General features: G+C 70.9%; 22 protein-coding genes. 7 read left to right on the top strand and 15 right to left on the bottom strand.

Annotation, left to right across the window (positions count from 1 at the left end; genetic code table 11):
• Positions 1 to 476: 476 nt before the first annotated feature.
• The 4 genes from alc to V2J85_RS19415 all read right to left on the bottom strand — a co-directional run bounded on the left by alc (position 477) and on the right by V2J85_RS19415 (position 5,469).
• Complete coding sequence (alc, locus tag V2J85_RS19430) at positions 477 to 1,604, bottom strand: allantoicase (RefSeq protein ID WP_330822316.1); 1,128 nt, start codon at positions 1,602 to 1,604, stop codon at positions 477 to 479.
• On the bottom strand, positions 1,601 to 2,944 hold the full coding sequence (gene allB, locus V2J85_RS19425; RefSeq protein ID WP_330822315.1) for an allantoinase AllB: 1,344 nt from the start codon (positions 2,942 to 2,944) through the stop codon (positions 1,601 to 1,603). Before allB ends, alc begins: the two co-directional genes overlap by 4 nt.
• Positions 2,945 to 3,090: 146 nt before the next feature.
• A complete protein-coding gene (locus V2J85_RS19420) occupies positions 3,091 to 4,638 on the bottom strand; it encodes an NCS1 family nucleobase:cation symporter-1 (protein ID WP_330822314.1) in 1,548 nt (515 codons plus the stop codon).
• Between the two features lie 42 nt (positions 4,639 to 4,680).
• Positions 4,681 to 5,469, bottom strand: a complete 789-nt coding sequence (locus V2J85_RS19415; RefSeq protein ID WP_330822313.1) for an aspartate/glutamate racemase family protein — start codon at positions 5,467 to 5,469, stop codon at positions 4,681 to 4,683.
• A 268-nt stretch (positions 5,470 to 5,737) separates the two neighbouring features.
• On the opposite strand from V2J85_RS19415, the gene V2J85_RS19410 reads away from it, so the two are divergent.
• Complete coding sequence (locus V2J85_RS19410; RefSeq protein ID WP_261954989.1) at positions 5,738 to 6,541, top strand: IclR family transcriptional regulator; 804 nt, start codon at positions 5,738 to 5,740, stop codon at positions 6,539 to 6,541.
• Between the two features lie 139 nt (positions 6,542 to 6,680).
• Here V2J85_RS19410 and V2J85_RS19405 read toward each other — a convergent pair whose 3' ends face one another.
• Together V2J85_RS19405 and V2J85_RS19400 are read right to left on the bottom strand one after the other, a co-directional pair.
• Entirely contained in the window at positions 6,681 to 6,971 is a 291-nt protein-coding gene (locus V2J85_RS19405) for a DUF5955 family protein (protein WP_261957368.1), read from the bottom strand.
• 211 nt (positions 6,972 to 7,182) lie between these two features.
• Positions 7,183 to 9,078 carry a serine/threonine protein kinase gene (locus tag V2J85_RS19400; RefSeq protein ID WP_330822312.1) on the bottom strand — a complete coding sequence of 632 codons (1,896 nt, stop codon included), beginning with the start codon at positions 9,076 to 9,078 and terminating at the stop codon, positions 7,183 to 7,185.
• Between the two features lie 399 nt (positions 9,079 to 9,477).
• On the opposite strand from V2J85_RS19400, the gene V2J85_RS19395 reads away from it, so the two are divergent.
• The 4 genes from V2J85_RS19395 to V2J85_RS19380 all read left to right on the top strand — a co-directional run bounded on the left by V2J85_RS19395 (position 9,478) and on the right by V2J85_RS19380 (position 13,680).
• A complete protein-coding gene (locus V2J85_RS19395; protein ID WP_261954991.1) occupies positions 9,478 to 9,702 on the top strand; it encodes a hypothetical protein in 225 nt (74 codons plus the stop codon).
• Between the two features lie 208 nt (positions 9,703 to 9,910).
• Positions 9,911 to 10,489 carry a nucleotidyltransferase family protein gene (locus tag V2J85_RS19390; protein WP_330822379.1) on the top strand — a complete coding sequence of 193 codons (579 nt, stop codon included), beginning with the start codon at positions 9,911 to 9,913 and terminating at the stop codon, positions 10,487 to 10,489.
• A 283-nt stretch (positions 10,490 to 10,772) separates the two neighbouring features.
• Positions 10,773 to 12,401, top strand: coding sequence for a malate synthase A (gene aceB, locus V2J85_RS19385; RefSeq protein WP_330822311.1), 1,629 nt, complete (start codon positions 10,773 to 10,775; stop codon positions 12,399 to 12,401).
• 184 nt (positions 12,402 to 12,585) lie between these two features.
• Positions 12,586 to 13,680, top strand: coding sequence for a M20 family metallopeptidase (locus V2J85_RS19380; protein ID WP_330822378.1), 1,095 nt, complete (start codon positions 12,586 to 12,588; stop codon positions 13,678 to 13,680).
• A gap of 164 nt (positions 13,681 to 13,844) precedes the next feature.
• Here V2J85_RS19380 and V2J85_RS19375 read toward each other — a convergent pair whose 3' ends face one another.
• The gene (locus V2J85_RS19375; protein ID WP_330822310.1) at positions 13,845 to 15,248 is read right to left on the bottom strand and encodes a M20/M25/M40 family metallo-hydrolase; all 1,404 of its coding nucleotides are present in this window, start codon (positions 15,246 to 15,248) and stop codon (positions 13,845 to 13,847) included.
• Between the two features lie 285 nt (positions 15,249 to 15,533).
• Between V2J85_RS19375 and V2J85_RS19370 the strand changes: the two genes are divergently transcribed.
• On the top strand, positions 15,534 to 16,421 hold the full coding sequence (locus V2J85_RS19370; RefSeq protein ID WP_330822309.1) for a chitosanase: 888 nt from the start codon (positions 15,534 to 15,536) through the stop codon (positions 16,419 to 16,421).
• A gap of 95 nt (positions 16,422 to 16,516) precedes the next feature.
• Here the strand turns inward: V2J85_RS19370 and V2J85_RS19365 are convergent, their stop codons facing one another.
• The 8 genes from V2J85_RS19365 to V2J85_RS19330 form a co-directional block, all read right to left on the bottom strand.
• Positions 16,517 to 17,968, bottom strand: a complete 1,452-nt coding sequence (locus V2J85_RS19365) for a nucleobase:cation symporter-2 family protein (RefSeq protein ID WP_261954995.1) — start codon at positions 17,966 to 17,968, stop codon at positions 16,517 to 16,519.
• Between the two features lie 288 nt (positions 17,969 to 18,256).
• On the bottom strand, positions 18,257 to 19,660 hold the full coding sequence (locus V2J85_RS19360) for an 8-oxoguanine deaminase (RefSeq protein ID WP_261954996.1): 1,404 nt from the start codon (positions 19,658 to 19,660) through the stop codon (positions 18,257 to 18,259).
• A gap of 48 nt (positions 19,661 to 19,708) precedes the next feature.
• Positions 19,709 to 21,112, bottom strand: a complete 1,404-nt coding sequence (locus V2J85_RS19355; protein ID WP_330822307.1) for a nucleobase:cation symporter-2 family protein — start codon at positions 21,110 to 21,112, stop codon at positions 19,709 to 19,711.
• 83 nt (positions 21,113 to 21,195) lie between these two features.
• Entirely contained in the window at positions 21,196 to 22,119 is a 924-nt protein-coding gene (gene pucL / locus V2J85_RS19350) for a factor-independent urate hydroxylase (protein WP_030814061.1), read from the bottom strand.
• A gap of 7 nt (positions 22,120 to 22,126) precedes the next feature.
• Entirely contained in the window at positions 22,127 to 22,525 is a 399-nt protein-coding gene (gene uraH, locus V2J85_RS19345) for a hydroxyisourate hydrolase (RefSeq protein WP_030415156.1), read from the bottom strand.
• Entirely contained in the window at positions 22,522 to 23,043 is a 522-nt protein-coding gene (gene uraD / locus V2J85_RS19340; RefSeq protein ID WP_261954998.1) for a 2-oxo-4-hydroxy-4-carboxy-5-ureidoimidazoline decarboxylase, read from the bottom strand. Before uraD ends, uraH begins: the two co-directional genes overlap by 4 nt.
• Positions 23,044 to 23,214: 171 nt before the next feature.
• Complete coding sequence (locus tag V2J85_RS19335) at positions 23,215 to 23,595, bottom strand: helix-turn-helix domain-containing protein (RefSeq protein WP_261954999.1); 381 nt, start codon at positions 23,593 to 23,595, stop codon at positions 23,215 to 23,217.
• Positions 23,592 to 23,861 (bottom strand): YkoF family thiamine-binding protein, encoded by a 270-nt coding sequence (locus V2J85_RS19330; RefSeq protein ID WP_261955000.1) that lies wholly within the window; start codon positions 23,859 to 23,861, stop codon positions 23,592 to 23,594. Before V2J85_RS19330 ends, V2J85_RS19335 begins: the two co-directional genes overlap by 4 nt.
• 136 nt (positions 23,862 to 23,997) lie before the next feature.
• Here V2J85_RS19330 and V2J85_RS19325 point away from each other — a divergent pair, with 136 nt between their 5' ends.
• Positions 23,998 to 24,837 (top strand): TIM barrel protein, encoded by an 840-nt coding sequence (locus tag V2J85_RS19325; RefSeq protein WP_330822305.1) that lies wholly within the window; start codon positions 23,998 to 24,000, stop codon positions 24,835 to 24,837.
• Positions 24,838 to 24,907: the final 70 nt, after the last annotated feature.

Here is a 24,907-nt window from a genome sequence, read left to right as displayed (position 1 = left end):
CCCACGTACCTGGCTTTCCCGCCGCGGGGCTTGCTCGCCGTTGCGCTTTGCGGCGCCCCGCACGTAGCCGTCTGTCCCGCCGCGGGTGTTGTTCGCCGTTGCGCCTGGCGGCGGGCGTTTGTGTGTCGGGTGCGGTGCCGGCCCTCCAGACTTCGTCCTCCGGTCCAGCCCCTCCCGTGAGTGGGAGTTTCCAAGCTGGTTGGGGGCGTGCGTAATCCGTTGCCTGCGCGCACGTCGGCATTACCTGCACCCCCACCGTCCTTAACTTTCCCTCTCACGGGAGGGGACGGGCCGGAGGGGCCGGTTGTGTGGACGTAAAGCGTCAGCAGTCCACACAACCGGCCCCGGAGGCCCGTCACCGCACCCAACAACAACCCAGCCCGCCGCAGGCGCAACGGCGAACAACACCCGCGGCGGGACGGCCAAGTACGTGGGAGGCGCCGCAAAGCGCAACGGCGAGCAACAACCGCGGCGGGTCAGCCAACTACGTGGGCGGCACCCCGAAGACGTACGAAGCCCGCATCCGTCAAAGAGCCATGCACCCGCAACCGCGCGATGCCCCCGTCCGGGAAGATGTCGAGCCGGACATGCGTGACGGCGGGCGCGCCGTCGAGCAGGAAGCGGTGTACCGAGTCGGGCTGGAGGCGGGTGCGGGGCAGGAGTTCGGTCCAGTCGCCGTCCTCGCCATCGCGGCCGGACAGGGCCGCCCAGCCGGCCGCGTTGCCCTTGAGGTAGCCGGTGTCGATCTCCACCGCGCGGATCACGGACTGCTCCGTGAGCCGGTAGCGGACCCAGTCGTTGCCGGTGCCGCGGCGCCGCCGGGTCTCCCAGCCGTCGTCCATCTTGCGGGAGCGGCCCGGCTGGATGGTGTGGGTGGGCGAGGAGTAGAAGCGGTCCGAGGCGTCCTCGACCCGGCCGCCGTTCTCCAGCGCGACCAGGTCGAAGGTGCCCAGTGCGGCGAGCCACTCGGGTGCCGGGACGACCTCGCCGTACACCCGCAGGCGGGCGATGCCGCCGTCGGGGTGCTGGTTGAGCCGCAGGTGGGTGAAGCGTCCGGTGGCGTCCACGGCGAAGCCGTTGGCGGCGTGGCCGGCGATGGCGGTGCGCGGGACGAGCGGCGTCCAGGTCACGTCGGCGGCGAGCAGTTCCTCGGGCGAGGGCGTGCCCTCGACGCAGGTGCCCTCGATGCTGACGGACTGCGGGTAGTTGCCGCGGAAGTGGGCGGTGTCGACGACGATGCCGTGGATCACGCCGGGCGCGCCGAGCCGGATGAGCGCCCAGTCGTGGTCCTCGTCCGCCGGGAACGGATGCGCGCCGTCGGTGCCGCGGCGGCGCCGGGTCTCCCAGCCGTCCATGATCTTGCCCTTGTGGCCGAACAGCTCGGGGTCGAAGTGGGCGGCCTCGGGCTTGAGCAGGTTCTCCCGCTCGGCGAAGAACTCGTCGTTGGCGGCGATCACGCCGGCGCCGAGCCGGCGGTCGGCGAGGTCGGGGAGGTGGGTGAAGGGGAAGCCGGCCGCGCCGGGGGTGCGGTAGTCGGCGTACGGGTCGCCGCCCTGGTAGGGGCTGGCGTCGCCGGTGTAGCGGGGTATGCCGTCGGTGGTCATGCGCGGTGCGGCCTTTCGAGCAGTTCGCCGGTGGGTTCGGCGAGGGTGGTGCCGTCGTTGATCTGCCGGCCGCGCAGCCAGGTGGAGCGGACGACGCCGTAGAGGGTCCGGCCGGCGTACGCGGTGATCTTGTTGCGGTGCTGGAGGGCCTGCGGGTCGACGGTGAAGGTCTCGTCGGGCGCGAGCACCGCGAAGTCGGCGTCCCGGCCGGCCTCGATGGCGCCCTTCCGGTCGAGGCCGACGAGGGCGGCGGGGGCGGTGGACATCCAGCGCACGACGTCATCGAGGCTGTGGCCGCGCTCGCGGGCGGCGGTCCAGATGGCGGGCAGGCCGAGCTGGAGGGAGGAGATGCCGCCCCAGGCCGCGCCGAAGTCGGCGGTCTTGAGGTCGGCGGTGGAGGGTGAGTGGTCGGAGACGATGCAGTTGATGGTGCCGTCGGCCAGGCCCTCCCACAGGGCGTCCTGGTTGGCGGCCTCGCGGATCGGCGGGCAGCACTTGAACTCGGTGGCGCCGTCCGGGACTTCCTCGGCGGTCAGGGTGAGGAAGTGCGGGCAGGTCTCGACGGTGACCTTGACGCCCTCGCGCTTGGCGGCGGCGATCAGCGGCAGCGCGTCGCTGGAGGACAGGTGCAGCACGTGGACCCGGGCGTCGAGCTGCTTGGCGAGCACGATGAGCCGGGCGATGGCGTCGTTCTCGGAGATGCGCGGGCGGGAGGCGAGGAAGTCGGCGTACTTGGGGCCGTGCGGCTGGGGGGCCTCGTCGAGGTGGCCCGGGTCCTCGGCGTGCACGATCAGCAGGCCGTCGAAGCCGGCGATCTCGCCGAGGGCGGCGGCCAGCTGCTCCTGGTCGACCGCGGGGAACTCGTCCACGCCGGAGGGCGACAGGAAGCACTTGAAGCCGAAGACCCCGGCGTCGTGCAGCGGGCGGAGGTCCTTGACGTTGCCGGGGATGGCGCCGCCCCAGAAGCCGACGTCGATGTGTGCCTTGCTGCGGGCGACCTCGCGCTTGGTGTCGAGGTGGGCCGTGGTGGTGGTCGGCGGCAGGCTGTTGAGCGGCATGTCGACGAGGGTGGTGATACCGCCGGCCGCGGCCGCGCGGGTGGCCGTCCAGAAGCCCTCCCACTCGGTGCGGCCGGGGTCGTTGACGTGGACGTGGGTGTCGACGAGGCCGGGCAGCAGGACGTCGTCGCCGACGTCCGTGAGCCGCGCCCCGGCCGGTACCTCGGCGTCGTGCGGCAGCACCGCGGCGATCCTGCCGTCCTTGACGGCGACGGACGCGGCGCGCGTGCCGTCCGGCGTCACGACGCGCGTGGAGCGCAGCACCAGCTCGATCTCGGACACCCGGTCCCCTCCTCATATCGTGTCTTCATGGTCGCGTGGCGGCGCGGCGGAATGTCGCCGGCGGCGCTACCGAATCCGGAATTCGGAATCTGGAATTCTGGATTCAACAGTCTGTTGAATGAGTCTTCACTCCGGACCCCGGCCCGTCAAGACCCTTCCGCGGCCACCGGCGCGACCGCCGGCCCGGCGACCCGGGCGTCGTCCGGCCGGTCCCCCGCTGCCGGGCTGAGCTGCGCGGGGATGATGGCGTCCGGGATCGGGCCGGTCCCGGCCGGCACCCGGCCCCGGCGGGAGACCGCGGCGTAGATCCCGCCGGACAGCCCCATCCCGAAGATCCAGGAGAACGGCGCGAGCGCGTCGAAGGACGGGACCAGGGCGAGCGCGGCGGAGACCGCCGCGGCCGGGAGGAAGGCGATCACGGCCTTCGGGTTGTAGCCCCGGCGGTAGAAGTAGGCACCCGCGGCATCGGCCGAGAAGAGCGCGTCGACATCGATCCGGCCCCGGCGCACCAGGTAGTAGTCGACGAGGAGGATCGCCACCAGCGGTCCGAGGAAGGCGCCCAGCGCGCCGAGGAAGTACTGGATCACCAGCGCCGAGGAGTACAGCTTCCAGGGCATGACGACGACGGCCAGCACCGCGGTGATCATGCCGCCGCGCTTGAAGTCGAGGTACTTCGGCGCGAGGTTCGCGAAGTCGTAGGCGGGCGAGACGAAATTGGCGACGACGTTGATGCCGATGGTGGCGACGATGAAGGCGAGTGCGCCGATGACGGTGACCACCGGGTCGTCGATCTTCTGGATCACCTTCACCGGGTCGTAGATCGCCTCCCCGAAGACCGCGATGGTGCCCGCGGTGACCAGTACGGCGACCACCGCGAAGGCGGTGAAGTTCACCGGCAGGCCGATCAGGTTGCCGCGGCGGTAGGAGCGGTGGTCGGGCGTGAAGCGGGCGAAGTCGGCGTAGTTGAGGACCAGGGTGAGGAAGGTGGCGACGGTCAGGCTGACCGCTATCAGGCTCTGATGGAGCTGCGCGGAACCGCTGAGCCCGGTGAGGCTGCGGGTCAGCGAGATCTCCCCGTGCGCCTTGACCACCAGGTAGACGGCGAGCGCCAGCACCACGAGCCAGACCACCGGCCCGGTCGCGAAGTCCTGGACCTTGCGGATGAACTCCATGCCCCGGGTGAGCAGTACGGCCTGCAGCCCCCACATCACCATGAACGCGACCCAGCCCAGGGTGGACAGGCCGAGCACCGAGTTGCGGTTGTAGACCTCCAGGCCCGGCGCGATCTGCAGGGTCAGCAGGACCACGGCGGTCGAGGCGAGCCAGGTCTGGATGCCGTACCAGGCCACGGCCATGACCGCCCGGAGGAGGGCCGGGATGTTGGCGCCGTAGACGCCCCAGCTCGCGCGGGCCAGTACGGGATAGGGCACGCCGGTCCGGTGGCCGGCATGGCCCATGCGGTTCATCAGCCGGTAGACGATCGTGATGCCGACCAGCAGGGCCAGGAACACCTCCCAGGCCGGCAGGCCCAGCACGAAGAGGCTGGCGGCGAAGGCGTAGTTGCTGATCGCGTGGGTGTCGGACATCCAGAGCGCGAAGATGCTGTACGTGCCCCAGGTGCGCTCGGGGGCCGGCGCGAGGTCGGCATTGAAGAGCCGCGGGTCCGGCTGCGGGTGCTGCGGGGATGTGGTCACGTGTCCTCCCAGGCAGATTGGGTGGAGCTTAGGCGATGGTTGTCAGATGTCTGATGTCTGTGCGGAAAAATCGGTGTGACATGAGGAGCCCCGGCCGCGCCCCAGGTCGAGGTGGGTACTCAGCGGCCAGGAGCCGATGCTCTTGGGCCGGGGCGGGGCGAAACTGCGGCCCCTGCTGGTGGTCAGCCCGAGTCCGACGACCGCCTCGGCGAACTTCACCGCCGCCGCGACCCCGTCGACGACCGGCACCCCGAGCTCCGCCGCGACCTTCTCGTCCAGTCCGGCCATCCCGCCGCACCCGAGGCAGATGACCTCGGCGCCGGCCCGGACGACCGCACGGGCGGCCTCGATGATCACCTCGACCGTGCGCTCCGGGTCCTCCTCCAGCTCCAGCACCCCGAGCCCGGTGCCGCGGACGCCGGCGCAGCGCTGGAGCAGTCCGGCGGTCAGCAGCCGGTCCTGGATCTGCGGTACGGCGCGGTCGAGGGTGGTGACGACGCCGTAGGCGTGGCCGAGCATCATCGCCATCTGGGCGGCGCTCTCGGTGATGTCCAGGACGGGGACGTCGAGGAGTTCCTGGGCACCCTCCCGGCCGGGTTCCCCGAAACCGGCCATGACCAGGGCGTCGAAGGGGGTATCGAGAGTGGCGAGCCGGTCCAGGACGGCCGCGGCACTGAGGTAGCCCTCGAAATGTCCCTCGATCGACACGGGTCCCCACAGGGGTTCCGTGGCGAGAATCTCGGTGCCCGGGGCGGCGGCCGCGATGGCGGTGGCGCGGATCGACGCGGTCATGGAAGCCGTGGTGTTCGGGTTCATGACGAGTATGCGCATGACGCTCCAACGATTTGGAGGATTCCACAGAATGGACAGTAGGTTTCGCGCAGCAGAACGTAGCTACGGCCACTGGCACCGTCAAGGGATCGTGGCCAGCGGCCTGCACGACAGCCCCTACGGTGGGACAAAGAGGGCCTGACCGGCGAGAACGAGTGTGCGAAGGCCGATGTGTCAACGTGCGGGGACCGGTAGGCTGGCGCGGTCGGGCCCGGCGCCCGCAAGTCCCAGCCGAGACCGATCTGACCCGCCCCGAAAGGAACGCGACGTGCCGCCGTCCAGCGCCAGCACCTCCGCCGCCGAAGCCAAGCCCGCAGGCGCCAGCGGCGGTGTCCAGTCCCTTGAGCGCGCCTTCGACCTGCTGGAGCGGATGGCCGATGCCGGTGGCGAGGTCGGCCTGAGCGAGCTCTCCGGCAGCAGCGGACTGCCGCTCCCCACCATCCACCGCCTGATGCGCACGCTCGTCGCCTGCGGGTACGTCCGCCAGCAGCCCAACCGCCGGTACGCGCTCGGCCCCCGGCTGATCCGGCTCGGCGAGAGCGCGTCCCGCCTGCTGGGCACCTGGGCCCGGCCGTTCCTGGCCCGACTGGTCGAGGAGACCGGCGAGACCGCCAACATGGCGCTGCTCGACGGTGACGAGATCGTCTACGTCGCCCAGGTCCCGTCCCGGCACGCGGTCCGGATGTTCACCGAGGTCGGCCGCCGCGTCCTGCCGCACTCCACCGGCGTCGGCAAGGCCCTGCTGGCCAACCACGCGCCCGAGGAGGTCCGCGCGCTGCTCGGCCGTACGGGCATGCCCGCCGCGACCGAGAAGACGATCACCGACCCGGAGCACTTCCTGGAGGCGCTCGCCGACGTCCGCCGGCTCGGCTACGCGGTCGACGACAACGAGCAGGAGATCGGCGTCCGCTGCCTCGCGGTGCCGGTGCCCAACTCCCCCACCTCCGCGGCCATCTCGATCTCCGGCCCGACCGGCCGGGTGACGGAGGCCGCGACCGACAAGATCGTCCCGGTACTGCAGGACGTCGCGGCCCAGCTGTCGGTCGCCCTGGCCAACCAGACGCCGGCATAACGCCGCCCGCGAGAGTCCCCGGCCGGGGCGGCGCGCCCGTCCCGGTCACCGGCTTCATCGATCGCGGCCGCCCCGGTCACCGGCTTCATCGATCGCGGCCGCCCCGGTCACCGGCTTTGTCGAGCACCGGCCGTCCTGGTCACCGGCCGCCCGGCAGCGAACCGAAGCGGTCGATGCCCGCGCGCACCTCGCCCAGCGCGGGCGAGAGCGCACTCACCGAACCGACCGCACCCGCGATCAGCAGCAACGAACGGCGCAGCCGGGGCACCTCCGGCAACCCGTGACTGACCATCGCATCCAGCGCGGCCAGCTCCTCGTCGGCGGCCGCCCGGTCCGGTAACTCCCCGGGCAGCGCGGCCAGTTGGCGCCGCAGCCGGGCCACCGCCCCGCGCAGCTCCGCCACCCGCGGGTCCCCGTCGACCCCGGTCACCGGTGCGTCACCCTGCAGTTGTTCCACAACGACGGCGCCCTCCCGAGCCGTTGCCCGTCCCGCGATGCGGGACAGTTAACGCCACTGTGTGCTGCCTGCGCCACACGGAGCGCGAAAAAACCACCGCAGCCGAACTTCCCCGCCGCCCACCCCTCGGGGGGTGGGCGGGTGAGACAGCGCGGGTGCGGTGGTGCGAACGAGGTCGTGCGGGTCAGTCCTGCTTCGGCTGGACCGCGTTGCGCCAGACGCGGACGTCGACGGTCATGTAGCTGCTGGGGTCGGACTTGGGTGCGAAGCCCTTGAAGGTGATCAGTGCGACATGGCCGTAGTCCGTGGTCAGGCAGATCTGCGCGCCCTTGGTGAGCTGCTTGGTCAGGATGCTCTCGGTGAACCGGGTCTCGTTGCGGCAGGTGTCGAGCGAGCCCTGCTCGCCCGGGTTCAGCAGCACCAGCTTGCCGTTGTCGGTGGAGACCTGGTCGTCCGAGTAGCTGTTGTCCTGGTAGGAGAAGTCGACGTCGGTGTCGTTGTCCGAGTTCGTCGGCTTCATCGACTCGTCGGCCATCGACAGGTGGTAGTCGTCCGGCAGGTTGATGTCCTTGAAGTCGACCGGCTTCGGGTCCTGCACGGGTGCGGCCGGTGTGCTCGTGCCGTCCCCGCCCGGCGTCCCGGTCGGGTCCGCGCTCGGCGTCGGCGAGGCGCCGCTGGTCTTGGCCTTGGTGCTGCCGTCGGCCTGGTCCTTCTTCGTCTGGCCGTTGTCCTTCATCAGCGCGTAGACGACCCCGCCGCCGGCGCCGGCGAAGGCCAGCAGGCAGACCAGCACCAGCGCCGTGACCAGGCCCTTGCGCTTCTTCTTCTTCGGCGGCTGCGGGGCCGGCGCGGCGGCGGCCGGGTAGGCGGCGGTGGGGCCGGTGGCCGTCGGGCCGGCCGGGGTGGCAACGGTCGGGGCGGACGCGGTGGGCGTGGGACCCGTGGCGGCGGGCGTCCCCTGCGCGGTGGCGCCGACGGTCGGCGCGTAGGCCGCGGGGCCGAAGCCCGGCGGCGGGGTCTGCGGGTGGTTCACCTCGGTCGGCACCGGCGGGACCGCGGGCGCCGGCTGGACCGGCGGCTGGGCGGGCGGCACGGGCGGCTGCGCCGGCCGGGCCGGGGCGCCCGCGGTCGGTGCCTCCAGCGGGGGCGGCGGGGTCTGCACGGGTGCCGGGGCCGCGGTCCGCGTGGTGATGTCGGCGGCGACGGCGCTGGGCAGCCAGTCCTCGGGACGGCGCAGCTGGGTCTGCCCGGAGGCGGCCCCGCACAGCTCGATCACCTCGGCCACCGACGGCCGGTCCGCGGCGTCCTTGGCGAGGCAGCGGCCGACCAACTCCCGCAGTTCCTCGGGGAGTCCGGTCAGGTCCGGCTCCTCGTGGACGATGCGGTAGAGCACGCCGTGCGAGGTGCCCTCGCCGAACGCCGGGGTGCCGATCGCCGCGTACGCCGCGACCTGGCCCAGCGCGAAGACGTCGGTGGCCGGGCTGATGGCGCTGCCGGCGGCCTGTTCGGGCGCCATGAAGGTGGGCGTGCCGACCGTGACGCCACTACTGGTGAGCGACGTCGCGTCGGCGGCCCGGGCGATACCGAAGTCGATCACCCGCGGGCCGTCCGCGGCCAGCAGCACGTTGGACGGCTTGAGGTCGCGGTGCACGATGCCCGCGCCATGGATGACCTGCAGGGCCTCGGCGATGCCGGCGACCAGCAGCAGGACCGTGGGGACCGGGAGCCGGCCGTGTTCGGCGACCGCCGCGGAGAGCGAGGGACCGGGGACGTAGGCGGTGGCGAGCCAGGGGCTCGGACCGTCCGCGTCGCTGTCGATGACCGGCGCGGTGAACAGGCCCTGCACCCGCTGTGCGGACTGCACTTCCTGCTTGAAGCGGCGGCGGAACTCCGCGTCCTCGCTGAACTCGGGCCGGATCACCTTGATGGCCACCGGCCGCCCGCCGGGCGTGTACGAGAGGTAGACCTTGCCCATGCCGCCGGCGCCGAGCTTGGCCGTGAGGCGGTAGCCCGCGATCGCCCGCGGGTCGTCACCCTCCAGCGGCTGGAAGATCCCGGACGAGCCCACACTGTTCACCACGAACGTCCCCCGACTTCAGAAAATGGCCCGGTCTGCCCCACCGGCAGACAGCCACGATTGCCCGCAACGGGGCAGAACCTTATCCGGCCGCACGCGGCACCGTGACATCGCCGGCCGACAGGGGGGGCACCTTGTCCGAAGCGCCGGTTTCGCGACCGCATTTCACGGCAGGCCCGGCCGCGGTCGGGGCTTGGCCGCGGGTATCAAGGGCACGCCGGCACACCGTCATGCGGCCGTTCCCCGTAGCGAACTGACCATGCGTCATGAGCCGGGTGTACATACGTTCCCCATGCCACCCGTTGGCGTGGGCGTGGCCGGATCGATGCGTACAGGGGGGCAAGTTGGAGCATTCTTCCCTCCGAGGAAATATCCGGCATATCACTGGATCGGAGAAACGGCATGGAGCCCCACATCGGCCCCGACACCGGACCGAACCGTCGCGACATCAGCGTCGTCCAGCTCATCTGCCGCGCGTACGGCCTTTCCGATGCCTCGGAAATCACCCTGGAACACATACACCGTTATGTGAGCGAGCGGCGGCGCGCGGAGGACGGCACACACCGCCTGCGGGACCGGTTCCGGCCGAGCATTCCCCGCCAGCGCTCCGTCGACGACGCGGCCTGATCCCGCGGGCGACGACGGCCAACGGCCCGCGACGCACGGTGCCATGAGGTAAGCAGTCCCCATGGCACCGACATCGCCGAACGCAACCTCCGAAGCGGACCACACCTCCGAAGCGAACGAACCCCCCGAAGCGAGCGGAACCGCGGAAGCGAGCGGAGCCTTCGAGGCGCCGCAGGCGCAGTCCGCGACGCCCCGGCCCGAGGGGAGGGTGGCCGGTCTGCTGCTCGCCGCGGGCGGCGGCCGACGTCTGGGGGGACGACCGAAGGCGCTGCTCGACCACCGGGGACGGCCGCTGGTCGAGCACGCGGCACGGGTCCTGCGGGACGGCGGCTGCCGGCCGGTGCACATCGTGCTCGGCGCGGCCGCCGACGCCGTACGCACCCGGGCCGACCTCGCGGCGTACGGCGTCTCGGTCAACCCCGACTGGGCGCAAGGCATGGGCTCGTCGCTCCGGGTGGGGCTCGCCGCGCTGGCCGGCGAGGGGGCGGACGCCGTGGTGGTGTCGCTGGTCGACCAACCGGGCATCGGCGCCGCGGCGGTGGCCCGGCTGATCGCGGCCCACGCCGGGGGCGCGGACCTGGTGGCGGCCGCGTACCACGGCCGGCGCGGCCACCCCGTCCTCTTCGGGGCCGGGCGCTGGGCCGGGATCGCCGCGAGCGCGGAGGGCGACCGCGGCGCCCGCGCCTACCTCCAGCAGCATGTGAACGCGCTCACGCTGGTGGAGTGCGGCGACATCGCCGAGCCGTACGACATCGACACCCCGGAGGACCTGTACCGCCTGGAGTGAGGCCCGGCCGGCGCGGTTCACCGGGCCCGCACACCCGTGGAGGGACCGTAATGGAGAGTGACCGGCGTGGCACCGAGAGCCATTCGATCACCACTTCTGTCGACCCTGAGAATCTCGACATCAACAAACCATTGAAGTTCCGCGATAAGGAAACTAGTCTCCACTGGTCAGAAGCGCCCTGAATCCAGACGGCGCCCGCGACCGTATCTCGGAGCCCGCGGCACCCCGTGCCGCCCGTGTCCCGGCGGCCGCCAGGCACCGCCGCTGAATGGAGTGACAGCTCATGTCCGCACCAGCGCCGTCCCCGCTGGCCATCGTCGAAGTCGACCCCGCCCACACCCCGGAACGGCAGGACGAGGTCCTCACCGACGCCGCGCTCGCCTTCGTCGCCGAGCTGCACCGCCGGTTCACCCCGCGCCGTGACGAACTGCTCGCCCGCCGCGCCGAGCGCCGTGCGGAGATCGCCCGGACCAGCACGCTGGCCTTCCTCCCGGAGACCGCGCAGATCCGCGCCGACGACAGCTGGAAGGTCGCCGAGGCGCCCGCCGCGCTCAACGACCGACGGGTGGAGATCACCGGTCCCACCGACCGGAAGATGACCATCAACGCGCTCAACTCGGGCGCCAAGGTCTGGCTCGCCGACTTCGAGGACGCCTCCGCCCCCACCTGGGAGAACGTCGTCGGTGGCCAGATCAACCTGATCGACGCCTACGAGCGCCGGATCGACTTCACCGACCCGAAGTCCGGCAAGTCGTACGCCCTGAAGCCCGCCGAGGAGCTCGCGACCGTCGTGATGCGGCCGCGCGGCTGGCACCTGGCGGAGCGGCACCTCCAGTTCGAGGGCCGCCCGGTCCCCGGCGCCCTGGTCGACTTCGGCCTGTACTTCTTCCACAACGCCAAGCGGCTGCTGGACCTGGGCAAGGGCCCGTACTTCTACCTCCCGAAGACCGAGTCCCACCTGGAGGCGCGCCTCTGGAACGACATCTTCGTCTTCGCGCAGGACTACGTCGGCATCCCCCAGGGCACCATCCGCGCCACGGTCCTCATCGAGACCATCACCGCGGCGTACGAGATGGAGGAGATCCTCTACGAGCTGCGCGAGCACGCCTCGGGCCTGAACGCCGGCCGCTGGGACTACCTCTTCTCCATCGTCAAGAACTTCCGTGACGGCGGCGAGAAGTTCGTCCTGCCGGACCGCAACGCGGTGACCATGACCGCCCCGTTCATGCGCGCCTACACCGAACTGCTGGTCCGCACCTGCCACAAGCGCGGTGCGCACGCGATCGGCGGCATGGCGGCCTTCATCCCCAACCGCCGCGACCCGGAGGCCAACGAGAAGGCACTGGCCAAGGTCAAGAACGACAAGGACCGCGAGGCCGGGGACGGCTTCGACGGCTCCTGGGTCGCCCACCCCGACCTGGTCCCGGTCGCCCGCGCGTCCTTCGACGCGGTCCTCGGCGACAAGCCGAACCAGAAGGACCGTCTGCGCGAGGACGTCTCCGTCGCGGCGGCCGACCTCATCGCGATCGACTCCCTTGACGCCAAGCCCACTTACCAGGGCCTGGTGGACGCCGTCCAGGTCGGCACCCGCTACATCGAGGCGTGGCTGCGCGGCCTGGGTGCCGTCGCCATCTTCGGCCTCATGGAGGATGCCGCCACCGCCGAGATCTCGCGCTCGCAGATCTGGCAGTGGGTGGACGCCGGGGTCACCTTCGAGGACGGCAAGAAGGTGACCGCCGATCTGGTCCGCACGATCGCCGACGAGCAACTCGCCGCCATCCGCGGCGAGATCGGCGAGGACGCCTTCACCACCGGCAAGTGGCAGCAGGCCCACGACCTCCTGCTGAAGGTCTCCCTGGACGCGGACTACGCGGACTTCCTGACGCTGCCCGCGTACGAACTGCTCGGCTGAGCACCCCGCGAGAACGCCGAAGGGCCGGTACGGACCGCCGTACCGGCCCTTCGGCACGCCGCCAGCGGGTACCGCTTCCTGCCGCGGCGGGCGGAGGGCCGGTGGTGGATCCGGAGCTGCCACCGCCGTCCCGGGAGCGGAGGGCGGGGTGAGTGAGCCGGCCACGTACGCTTACCCCGTGACGATGCGCAAGGCGGTCGATGTGAGTGTCGACGCGATGATTGAGGACCTCAGGACACTCGTCGACATCGAGTCTCCCTCGCGCGATCTCGACGCCTTGCGGGCCTCCGCGAAAACGGTCGCCGCCGTCCTCGAGAACCGCCTCGGCGGGCGGGCCGTCCTGGTGGAGAGCGAGGCCGGACCGCATGTCCGCTGGTCAGGTGGCGGCGAGCCCAAGGTACTGATCCTCGGGCACCATGACACGGTGTTTCCGCTCGGGACCCTGGAGCGCCGCCCGTTCAGGGTCGAGGACGGGCATGCCACCGGGCCCGGGGTCTTCGACATGCTCGGCGGTCTGGTGCAGGCCGTTCACGGCCTGGCGGCGCTCGACGACCGGTCGGGCGTCGAGATCCTGGTGACCGCCGACGAGGAGGTCGGTTCGCGCTCCTCCCGTGCCCTGATCGAGGAACGGGCACTTGCGTGCGGCGCCGTGCTGGTCTTCGAGGGTGCCGCGGACGGCGGGGCCCTGAAGACCGGCCGCAAGGGCTGCGGCACGTTCCAGGTCCGCATCAAGGGCCGGGCGTCGCACGCCGGCCTGGAGCCCGCGGCGGGGGTCAACGCCCTGGTCGAGGCGGCACACCAGGTGCTGGACATCGCGGCGCTCGGCCGGCCCGGGATCGGCACGACCGTCACCCCGACCGTCGCGTCCGCGGGCACCCTCGACAACGTCGTCCCCGCCGAGGCGACCGTCGTCGTCGACGTCCGGGTCGAGTCCGCCGACGAGAAGGAACGCATCGAGTCCGCGTTCGCGGCGCTGGCTCCCCATCTGCCGGAGGCGGAGGTCACGGTGGAGGGAGGCATCGGTCGCCCGCCGATGCCCGAGTCGGCATCGACCGAGCTCTTCGCGCTGGCCCGGCGGCTGCTTCCCGGCATCGAAGCCAGGGCGGTCGGCGGCGGCAGCGACGGAAACTTCACGGCCGCACTGGGGGTGCCCACGCTCGACGGCCTCGGAGCGGTCGGCGGCGGCGCACACGCCGACCACGAGTACCTGGTCGTCGACACCATGGTGGAACGGGCGAACCTCGTCGCCGGACTGGTGAAGGCGATTCAGCAGGCGTAGGAGGGGAGGACGGGGCAAGCCCCCCGCCGGGCGTCCCGGGCCGCGAGGCCACCCTCGTCAGCGATCTGTCGGCGGACGAACGCGACGCCCTCAGCACGCTGTTGGAGAAGCTGATGACCGACGTCCGACGGCGCACGGCCCACGTCGAGGGCTGAGCCGACCCGTCAAGCGCGGTGGGTGGCGGCGTATTCGGCGAAGAAGGCCGCCTCGGCGAGCAGCGCGGCGCGGAGTTCGGAGAGCAGCACCCGCTCGTCGGGGGCGTGCAGGTTGCAGAGGTTGTCCTCGGCACCGAAGAGCAGGATCTCGGCGTCCGGTACGGCCCGGGCCAGGCCGTTGACGAGCGGGATGGAGCCGCCGGTGGCGGTGTGGACGGGTTCGGCGCCCCAGGCACGGCGCAGGGCGGTACGGGCGGCGCGGTAGGCGGGGCCGTCGGTGGCCGCTTCGTATCCGGGGCCGGCGTCGGTGGGCGTGACGGTGAGGGGGATGCCGAAGGGGCGCAGACGCGCCAGGTGGCGGACGAGGGCGGCCTGGGCCTCGTGGGGGTCCTGCCGCGGATGGATGCGGAGGTTGAGCTTGGCGCGGGCGTACGGGACGACGGCCGAGGCGCCGCGCTCGACGGACGGGGCGTCCAGGCCGGTGACGGTGAGGGCGGGGCCGCTCCAGAGGCGTTCGCCGAGGCCGCCGGAGCCGATGAGCGGGGTGCCGTGCGGGACGCCGGCCAGTTCGCGGAACTCGTCGTCGGTGAAGGTGGTGCCGTTCCAGGGTTCGCGGCGCAGGCCCTCGACGGCGACGTCGCCGTGCACGTCGTGGAGGGTGGCGAGGGCCTTGAGCAGGACGATCAGGGCGTCCGGGGCGGCGCCGCCGTATTCGCCGCTGTGCACGGCGGAGTTGAGGGTGCGGACCTCGACGTGGACGACGACCGAGCCGCGCAGGGCGGTGGTGAGGGTGGGCGTGCCGGGGCGGATGCTGCCGGTGTCGGCGATGACCATCGCGTCGCAGGCGAACAGGCCGGGCTCGGTGGGCGGGTAGTCCTCGAAGACGCTGCCGTACTCCTCCTGGCCTTCGAAGACGATCCGGATACCGACCGGCGGGCGGCCGCGGTAGGCCCGTAGCGCACCGATGTGGACCATGAGGTTGGCCTTGTCGTCGGCGATGCCGCGGGCGCGGATGCCGCCCTCGATGTCGGTGGGTTCGAACGGCGGGGAGGACCAGAGCCGTTCGTCGCCGGGCGGCTGGACGTCGTAGTGGCCGTAGAGCAGGACGGTGGGGGCGTCGGGGGTGGGCGGCGGGACGGAGCCGGTGATGACGGGCGCGGTGTGCGGGAGGTTGAGCTCGCCGATGTCGGCCACACCGACGTCCCTGAGGAGGGCCACCACGAGGTCGCGGGCCTGGAGGACCGGTTCGGGCGAGAAGCCGGGGACGGCGATCGAGGGGATGGCGGCGAGTCGCTTGAGGTCGGCGCACACCCCGTCCATCAGGGCGTCGACGGTGTCCTCCAGCGCCGCGGCGCCGGCGCCCCGGGCGTGCGGATCATTGGCTTCCTGATTCACCGCGGAACCCCTCTCCATGGCACCGAAAATGGTGCGCGCACATGCCGTACCGACGTCATCTCAGGGCAAAGGAAGCATATCGACCATAATGGGATGAAGGGCGGGATGCGGCGCGGCGCCCGGCGCGGCCCCTTCACCCCCGGCCGGGCCGCGCGGACCGGGAGTGGGCAACGGCGGGCCGGCGCACGGGAGTTGGATCCGCCCGGACGGGTGTACGGCCTCCGTCAAGTCTGGTAGGAAAGCTTCCTAACGATTGGGGAATCCCGAACCCCCCACGGCTCGCCTGACTGGAGGACCGACTCCATGCGCACCCGATCGACAAGCGGCACGACCCGCCCACTGCTCTCCCGGACCACCGTCCGGGTCGCCCTCGGCCTGGCCCTCGTCGCCGTCCCCGCCACCGCCGTCGCCACCACGGCGACTCCCGCGGACCACCACCGCCCGGCCGCCGCCCACGACGCCGCGCGGACCACCCGGGCCGCGACCGGCCTGGACGACCCGGCGAAGAAGGAGATCGCCATGCAGCTGGTCTCCAGCGCGGAGAACTCCTCGCTGGACTGGAAGGCCCAGTACAAGTACATCGAGGACATCGGCGACGGCCGCGGCTACACCGGCGGCATCATCGGCTTCTGCTCCGGCACCCACGACATGCTCGAACTCGTCGAGCTCTACACCCAGCGCAAGCCCGGCAACGTGCTCGCCAAGTACCTCCCCGCGCTGCGCAAGGTGGACGGCAGCGACTCGCACGAGGGCCTGGACCCCAACTACACCAAGGACTGGAAGAAGGCCGCCCAGGACCCGGCGTTCCAGCAGGCCCAGAACGACGAGCGGGACCGGGTCTACTTCAACCCCGCGGTCAAGCGGGGCAAGGCCGACGGGATAGGCGTGCTGGGCCAGTTCGCGTACTACGACGCGATCGTGATGCACGGTGACGGCGACGACCCGACGAGCTTCTCCGGCATCCGCAAGCGGGCGCTGGCCAAGGCGAAGCCGCCGGCCCAGGGCGGCGACGAGAAGACGTACCTCAACGCCTTCCTCGACGCCCGGGTCTGGGCGATGAAGCAGGAGGAGGCGCACAGCGACACCAGCCGGGTGGACACCGAGCAGCGGGTGTTCCTGAAGAAGGGCAACCTCGATCTGCACACCCCGCTGGACTGGAAGGTCTACGGGGACGGCTACCACATCGGCTGAGCCACGAGACGCACGACGGCCCGTAGGAGAGCGGCAGTTGCCGCTTCCCTACGGGCCGTCGCCGTGCGGGTTCCGTAATGCCGCGGGGCCCAACGTCAGTGGGCCGGGGTCGTCGCCGGCTCCCCGCTGTCGTCCACCGCGCCGCGGGCGGGCTGTTGCGGGATCTGTGGATCGGCGCCGTGTGCGGCCTCCGCGGCCTCCGCTTCGGCGTCCCGCCTCCCGAAGTGGTTGAAGGCGAGGTTGAGGACGATGGCGACCAGACAGCCGGTGCTGATACCGGAGTCCAGCACGACCAGCAGGTCCTTGGGGAGGTTGTGGTAGAAGTCCGGCGCGGCGATCGGGATCAGGCCGATGCCGACGGCGGCCGCGACGATCAGCGCGTTGTCGCCCTTCTCCATCGCCGCGGTGGCCAGCGTCTGGATGCCGCTGGCGGCCACCGAGCCGAAGAGCACGATCCCGGCGCCGCCGAGGACCGGCAGCGGCACCAGCGAGATGACCGACGCGGCCATCGGGCACAGTCCCAGCACGATCAGGATCAGGCCGCTGGTCGCCACCACGAACCGGCTGCGCACCTTGGTCATCGCGACCAGGCCGATGTTCTGGGCGAAGGCGCTGTTGGCGAAGCCGTTGAAGAGCGGGCTGATCGCCGTGCCGAGGGTGTCGGCGCGCAGTCCGCCCTCGATGGTGCGCTCGTCCGCCGGGCGGTCGACGATCCGGCCGAGGGCCAGCATGTCGGCCGTCGACTCGGTCATGCAGACCAGCATCACGATGCACATCGAGACGATGGCCGCGATGTCGAACTCCGGGGCGCCGAAGTGGAACGGCGTCGGGAAGCCGATCAGGCTCGCCTTGGTGATCGCGGAGAAGTGCGTGATGCCCACCGGGATGGCGATCAGGGTGCCGGCTATCAGGCCGAGCAGGATGGCGATCTGCTGGAGGAAACCGCGCAGCACCCGGCGCAGGACCAGCACGATCAGGAAGGTCAGCGCGGCCATCCCGATGTTCGTCAGCGAACCGTAGTCGGGGGCCTTGGCGTTGCCGCCCTGCGACCAGTTGAAGGCGACCGGGAGCAGGGAGACGCCGATCAGGGTGATGACGGTGCCGGTGACGACCGGTGGGAAGAACCGGACCAGCTTGGAGAAGTAGGGGGCGAGGACGAAGCCGAGCACACCGGCGACGATCACCGCGCCGAAGATGATCGGCAGGGCGTGCTCCGGGCTCTGGGCCTTGCCGATGGCGACCATCGGCGTGACGCCGGCGAACGAGACGCCGTTGACGAACGGGAGCTTGGCGCCGACCTTCCAGAACCCGAGGGTCTGGAGGAGGGTGGCGATGCCCGCGGTGAAGAGGCTGGCGCCCATCAGGAACGCGGTCTCGGTGGCGCTCAGCCCGCAGGCCGGCCCCACGATCATCGGCGGGGCCACCACGCCCGCGTACATGGCGGCCACATGCTGCAGGCCACTGGTGAACATCTTGAAGGGCGGGAGGGTCTCGTCGACCGGATGCTTCCGGTCCCCCTCCGACTTCTGCCCGGTAATTGCGGCCACTGCGGGCCTCCTGTCGATTTCTGCGTCGCCGGGGCCGGCGAGGCGAGGCTGTCACGGAGGGCTTGCCATGTGGTGCGGGGTGGAGAAGTCGCCTGGTGAGCGTGGGTGGTGGGCCGCGCTTGTGGCGCAGGAACGGGCGAGCTGGGCCGACCGGCCCGGGGGTACGAGATGTCCCGCACCCCCGGGGTCCGGCGCTTGCGGATCCCGCTCGGATCCACAAGCTCGGCCGGGAGCCGTCCCTCCCGGCCGAGTCGGGGGTTGCGTCGGCGGCGGGTGCCGCGCCGGGGGTCAGCCCTCGGCGGCGATCCGGGCCAGACGCTGTGCCTCGGCCCGCGCGGTGCGGGCGATGGCGTCCTCGTCGACGTTGGTGAGGTGGTTGTCCTCGACGACCGGCTTGCCGTTGACGAGGGAGAGGGTGACCGGTGCGGCCGCGCCGAAGACCAGCGCGGTGACCGGGTCGGCGATGGAGGAGTGGCCGAGTCCGTCGAGCTTCCAGAGGACCAGGTCGGCGAGCTTGCCGGGCTCCAGCGAGCCGATCTCGGAGGTCCGGCCGAGGACCTGCGCGCCGCCGTAGGTGCCCAGGCGGAGGGACTTGCGGGCGTTGAGGGCGGCCTCGCGGTGGCTGCCGAGGCGGTTGATCAGCAGGGCGTTGCGCAGCTCGGTGTGGAGTTCGCCGGACTCGTTGGAGGCGGTGCCGTCGACGCCGAGGCCGACCGGGACGCCGGCCGCGAGCATGTCCGGGACCCGGGCGATACCGGCCGCCAGACGGGCGTTGGAGGACGGGCAGTGGGCGACACCGGTCTTGGTCCGGGCGAAGGCCGCGATGTCCGAGTCGGTCATGTGGACGCAGTGCGCCATCCACACGTCCTCACCGAGCCAGCCGGTGGACTCGAAGTAGTCGGTCGGACCCATGCCGAACAGCTCGTGGCAGAACTTCTCCTCCTCCACCGTCTCCGAGCCGTGGGTGTGCATGCGTACGCCCTTGCGGCGGGCCAGCTTGGCGCCCTCCCGCAGGAGTTCGGTGGAGATGGAGAACGGCGAACAGGGGGCGGCGGCGATGTGCACCATCGAGCCGAAGGAGGCGTCGTGGTGCTTGTCGATGGCCTCCTCGGTGCCCAGCAGGGCGCCCTCGGTGGTCTCGACGGCGAAGTCCGGCGGCAGGCCGCCGTCCTTCTCGCTGCGGTCCATGGAGCCCCGGGCCAGGGTGATCCGGGCGCCGATCTCGGCGGCCGCGGCGAGCTCGGCGCTCACCAGGTCGCCGGAGCCGTGCGGGAAGACGTAGTGGTGGTCGGAGGCGGTGGTGACGCCGCCCTTGACCATCATGCCGAGCGAGCCCTGGGTGGCCGCGGCCAGCATCGGCGCGTCGATCCGGGCCCAGGTCGGGTACAGCGCGACCAGCCAGTTGAACAGGTTGTGGTCGGTGGCCAGGCCGCGGGTGATCCACTGGTAGAAGTGGTGGTGGGTGTTGATCAGGCCGGGGGTGACCAGGTGCCCCGTGCCGTCGACCCGGCGGACGACGTTTTCCAGACCCTCGGGGGCCTTGCCGGCGCCCAGCGACTCGATGATGTTGTCGGCGACGACCACATAGCCGGTGGCGTACTCGGTGTCGTCGGCGTCGACGGTCGCGATGGCGCAGTTCTCGATGACGATGCGCTGCTTCACCGCGCTGTCAGGGGATGCCGATGCAGCCATGGTGCTGTCCTCGTACTTTCGGTGATGGCGGTTGGGCACGGCATGGCCCTAGGGGATTTGAGTGCCGGAGCCGGGCGAGGCGGCTGACAGTACCGCCGCCCGTGGGGTGCTCCGGGTGCCGAGATGGTGGAAGAACAGGTTGAGCGCGACCGCGACCAGTGCTCCGGCGCTGATCCCGGAGCCGAGCACGGTCTGTGCCCAGGCGGGGAAGTCCGCGTAGAAGGTCGGCGCGGCGAGCGGGATGATGCCCGCGCCGAGCGACACGGCCACCAGGATGATGTTGGAGCTGTCGTCGAGACCGGCCTCGGAGAGCGTACGGATGCCGCTGACCGCGATCGATCCGAACAGGACGATACCCGCACCGCCGAGCACCGGCATCGGCACCAGCGAGACCACGGCCCCCAGGACGGGGAAGGCGCCGAGGACGAGGAGCACGGCGCCGGCCAGCGCGACGACGTACCGGCTGCGCACCCGGGTCAGCGAGACCACTCCGACGTTCTGCGCGAAGGCGCTGGTCGGGAAGCCGCCGAAGACCGGCCCGAGGAGGGTGGCGAGGCCGTCGGTGCGCAGTCCGCGGGTGATGGTGGTGCCCGTGGTGGGCCGGTCGCAGATCTCGCCGAGGGCCAGCATGCCGGCCGAGGACTCCGTCATCAGCACCAGCATCACGATGCACAGCGAGAGGATCGCGGCGGGCTGGAATTCGGGCGGGCCGAAGGAGAACGGCGTGGGCAGCGCGGCGATCGGCGCGGAACGCAGTCCCGCGACGCTCGCCATCCCGAACGGGATCGCGGCGAGGGTGCCGACGACCAGGCCGATCAGCAGCGCGATCTGCTTGACGAAGCCCTGGGCGAAGCGCTGGATCAGCAGGATCACCACGAGGGTGAAGGCGGCGAGCGCGAGGTTGTTCATGTCGCCGAAGTCGGCGGCGTGCTTGTCGCCGCCCTGGGCCCAGCCGACCGGTACGGGCATCAGGGTGACCCCGATGAGGGTGATCACCACGCCGGTGACCAGCGGCGGGAAGAACCGCAGCAGCTTCCCGAAGAACGGGCCGATCGCGAGGCAGAACACCCCGGCGACCATCACCGCGCCGTAGATGGCGGGGAGTTGGTGGCCCTTGGCGGTGGTCTCGGCGATGGCGAGCATCGGGGTGATGCCGGCGGAGCTGGCGGCGTTGACGAACGGCAGCCGGTTGCCGGCGAAATTCCGGATGCCGAGTGTCTGCAGGAGCGTGGCGAGCCCGGCGATGAGCAGGCTGGCGGCGATCAGCCGGGTCCGGCCCGCGGTGTCCAGGCCGACGGCCTGGCCGATGATGAGCGGAGGGGTGACGACGCCGGCGTACATGGCGGCGATGTGCTGGAGTGCGGCGGGGAGGAGCCGCCTGGCCGCCGGCTTCTCGTCCACCGGATGGACCGGGGACGAGGGGTGGTGCGGGACTTGCGAATGCTGTGCCATGGGTCGTTCCCCTCGGGTTCCGCGCCCCCTCCCCGCTGCGGGGCGAGGAGGGGACACGAGGCACGGCGCTGCGTCTGAAGCCCTCAGAGGTTCGTCAGATCCACCGGGATCTTGGCTTCGACACCGTCGCGCAGAACAGTGGCTTCGATCAGGCCGTACGGGCGGTCCGCCGCGTAGTAGACCTCGTTGTCGTTCTTGAGCCCGAACGGCTCCAGGTCCACCAGGAAGTGGTGCTTGTTCGGGAGCGAGAACCGCACCTCGTCGATCTCGGAGCGGTTGTTGATGATGCGCGACCCCATTTGGTACAGGGTCTGCTGGAGCGAGAGGCTGTAGGTCTCGGCGAAGGCGTGCAGCATGTGCTTCTTCACCTGCTCGTACGAACGCTCCCAGTTGGGCATCCGCTGCTCGTCGTCGGTCCAGTTGAACCGCCAGCGGCCGGACACCTGAGTGGCGAGGATGCGGTCGTAGGCCTCCTTCAGCGTCGTGTACTTGTCCTTGATGTAGCCCCAGAACTCCGAGTTGGTGGAGTTCATCACCACGAGGTCCTTCAGACCCGAGATGACCTGCCACTGCTCGCCGTCGTAGGTGATCTCGGTGACCCGGGTCTCCTGGCCCTTGCGGACGAAGGAGTGCTTGACCTCGTCCGAGCCGATGAACTTGGAGTTGGCGTCGGAGGTCTCGATCCGCTCCCAGGCGTACTCCTCGATGCGGATCCGGGCCCGGTGGATCGGCTCCTGGCTGGTCACGAAGTGCCGGGCCAGGTGGATGCCGAACTGCTCGGCCGACTCGATCCCGTACTCCTTGGCGAAGGCGTACACGGTGTTCTTGGTCGTGTCGGTGGGCAGGCAGTGGGCGTTGGAACCGGAGAGGTGGACCTCCTCCAGGTCGCCGGAGAGCGCGACGGAGACGTTCAGGTCCTTGATGTGGTGCGTGTCGCCGTCGCGGGTGATCTTGACGACGCGGTTTTCCGCCTTGCCGTACTGGTTCTGGCCGAGAATCGTGGGCATGTCGGTGCTAGCTCCCTCGGTATACGGAGTAGCCGAACGGGTTGAGCAGCAGCGGTACGTGGTAGTGCTCGCCCGGCTTGACGGCAAAGGTGATTGCCACCTCCGGGAAGAAAGCTCCGCTGTCCCTTACGCGGGGGGCGTCCTGCTGTTCCTCGGCTTGCTGGTGGGAAACGAAGTACGCCTCGGTCTCGAATTCGATGCGTACGTGGGTGGTGCCTTCCGGCAGTGCCGGCAGGTCCTTGCAGCGCCCGTCCGCGTCGGTCTTGGACGCGCCGTGGGCGGTCCAGGCACCGTCGCCGCCGGAGCGCACCGAGAGCGTGAGGGCGACGCCCTCCGCGGGGCGGCCCACGCTGGTGTCCAGGATATGCGTGGACACCGACGTCTGTGCAGCCGTCTCGCTGCTCATGCTGCGTCTCCTTCCGCGGTTTCCGCGATACGGGTCAGGCGAATGCGGTTGATCTTGCCGAGCTCCACACGCACGATCTCCCGCTCCTGTTCCGGCGAGTTGTCGATCCGGTTACGGAGCGCGTCGCGCATCTGCTCCCCGGTACGGCCGGAGGCGCAGATCAGGAAGACGTGCCCGAACTTCTCCTGGTAAGCCAGGTTGAGTTCGAGCATTTCCGCCTTGAGCTCGTCGGAGGCGCCGGCCATCCCGCTCTGCTCGCGGTTCGAGGTCGGGTCGCCCGGCTTCGGCCGGCCGATGGGCGGGTGCCCGGCCATCGCCTCGGCCAGGTCCTCCGCGGTCAGCTCCGCCATGGCGGCGTCGCTGGCGGCGAACAGGGCGTCGGTGGTGGCGTAGGGGCGCTGGGCGAGGATCTTGCTCCCCCATGCCCGGCTGGCGCACACCTCGTGCAGTACGGACCGGGCCGTACCGTCGTCGGAGGTGTTGAACCGGGCGAGCGCCGGGGTCGTACTCGAAGACACGGGAAGCCTCCGTGGCCTGGTGCTGGACAGCTCTGCTTGGCTGGAAACAGCTAAGACCCCCGGCAACATCACGTCAACACTTTGTTGAAAACTCGGCGACACAAAAGCCGCCGTCCGGCGGTACGGGACGGCGGCTCCGGCTGCCTGGACGGGGCGTATGCCCCCTTCGCCTCAGTCGGCGTCCTTCGCGGCGTTCTCCCTGTTCAAGTAGTTGTAGACGGTGAAACGGCTGACGCCAAGGGCCCCCGCCACGGTCTCGACGCCGTGTCGGACCGAGAAGGCGCCCCGGGATTCCAGTATCCGGACCACCGATTGCTTGGTCTTGCGGTCCAGCTCGGCCAGCGGCATGCCGTGCCGGCGCTGGAGCTCGGCGAGGATGTGGTCGAGCGAATCCGAGAGGTGCGGGAGCCGGACGGCCACCCGGTCCTCCCCCTCCCAGGCCAGCACGACGTCGTCGCCGCGCGCCTGGTCCGGCGCGACCATCTGTCCACCCATCGCGTCCACCAGCGGCTTGACCGCCTGGACGAACGGGTGGTCCGCGGGCTCGGTCACGACGTTCCCCCCTCGCCCTGCCCGGCATCCCCGATCACATTGACCTGGAGGGAGACCCGGGTGGCCCCGGCCCGCAGGGATTCCCGCAGCAGCGCGGTCACCGCACCGAGCACCTGATCCGCCTCGCCCTCGGCCGTGTTGCCGAACGGGCCGACGTCCACGGCGTCCAGCTCGGCGCCCGTGACGATCTCGCGGGCCACCACCGCATGCGCCGGCGCCTCGTCCAGGTCGAACGGCTCCGTTGTGAACTCAACTCTCAATCGCACGTCGCTCAACCTACGCGCGGCGGGCCCGACTCACCAGAAATTGCTCGGGAGCCCCCTTGACAGCCTCCGAGCACGCCGGGCAATGTTCCAGTACGCAGAAAAACAGTTCCACTATCCGGAAGGAGCGCCGGCCCTCATGGGTTTCACGGACACGCGCTTCAACGTCAATCTGTCGATCCTGTTCACCGAGCTTCCGTTGCTGGAGCGGCCGGCGGCCGCGCGGGCGGCGGGTTTCACGGCGGTGGAGCTGTGGTGGCCGTGGGTGGATGCCCCGGTTCCGGACGAGGCGGAGCTGGCCGCGCTGCGCACCGCGCTGACCGAGGCCGGGACGCAGTTGGTGGGGCTGAACTTCTACGCCGGTCAGCTGCCGGGTCCCGACCGTGGTGCGCTGTCGATTCCGGGGGAGGAGTCGCAGAAGTTCCGGGCGAATGTGCCGGTGGCGATCGAGTTCGCCCGCTCGGTGGGCTGTACGACCTTCAACGCCCTGTACGGCAACCGCGTCGAGGGCGTGGCGGCGGCTGAGCAGGATGCGCTGGCGTTGGAGAGCCTCACGTTCGCCGCGCGGGCGGTGGCCGAGGTCGACGGCACGCTGCTGATCGAGGCGCTCAACGCGCCGGAGTCTCCGAAGTGCCCGATCGTCTCGGCGCCGAAGGCCATCGAGATCGTCGACGCGGTCAACGCGGCCACCGGATTGGACAATGCGCGGTTCTTGATGGACCTGTACCACCTGTCGATGAACGGCGAGGACCTGGAAGAGGTCATCGACCGCTACACCGCCAAGACCGCGCATGTGCAGATCGCCGACAACCCCGGGCGCGGCGCGCCGGGCACGGGTGGGCTGGACTTCGCCGACCTGCTCGACCGGCTGACGAAGGCCGGCTACCGCGGCTGGGTGGGCCTGGAGTACAAGCCCGGCGACGGCCCCAGCGCCGGCGCCTTCGAGTGGCTGCCCGCGCCCCTGCGCGCCGCGAAGTAACCCGCACGGGCGGCCCTCGGGTACGCGACCGCCGCCGGACTACGGCCGCCCGGACCCCTCTGACTGATGT

It is taken from the genome of Streptomyces bugieae, assembly GCF_036352915.1.
GTDB lineage: Bacteria > Actinomycetota > Actinomycetes > Streptomycetales > Streptomycetaceae > Streptomyces > Streptomyces endophytica.
Note: the sequence above shows the minus strand (reverse complement) of the source record. Positions and strands in the feature narration are given on the sequence as shown.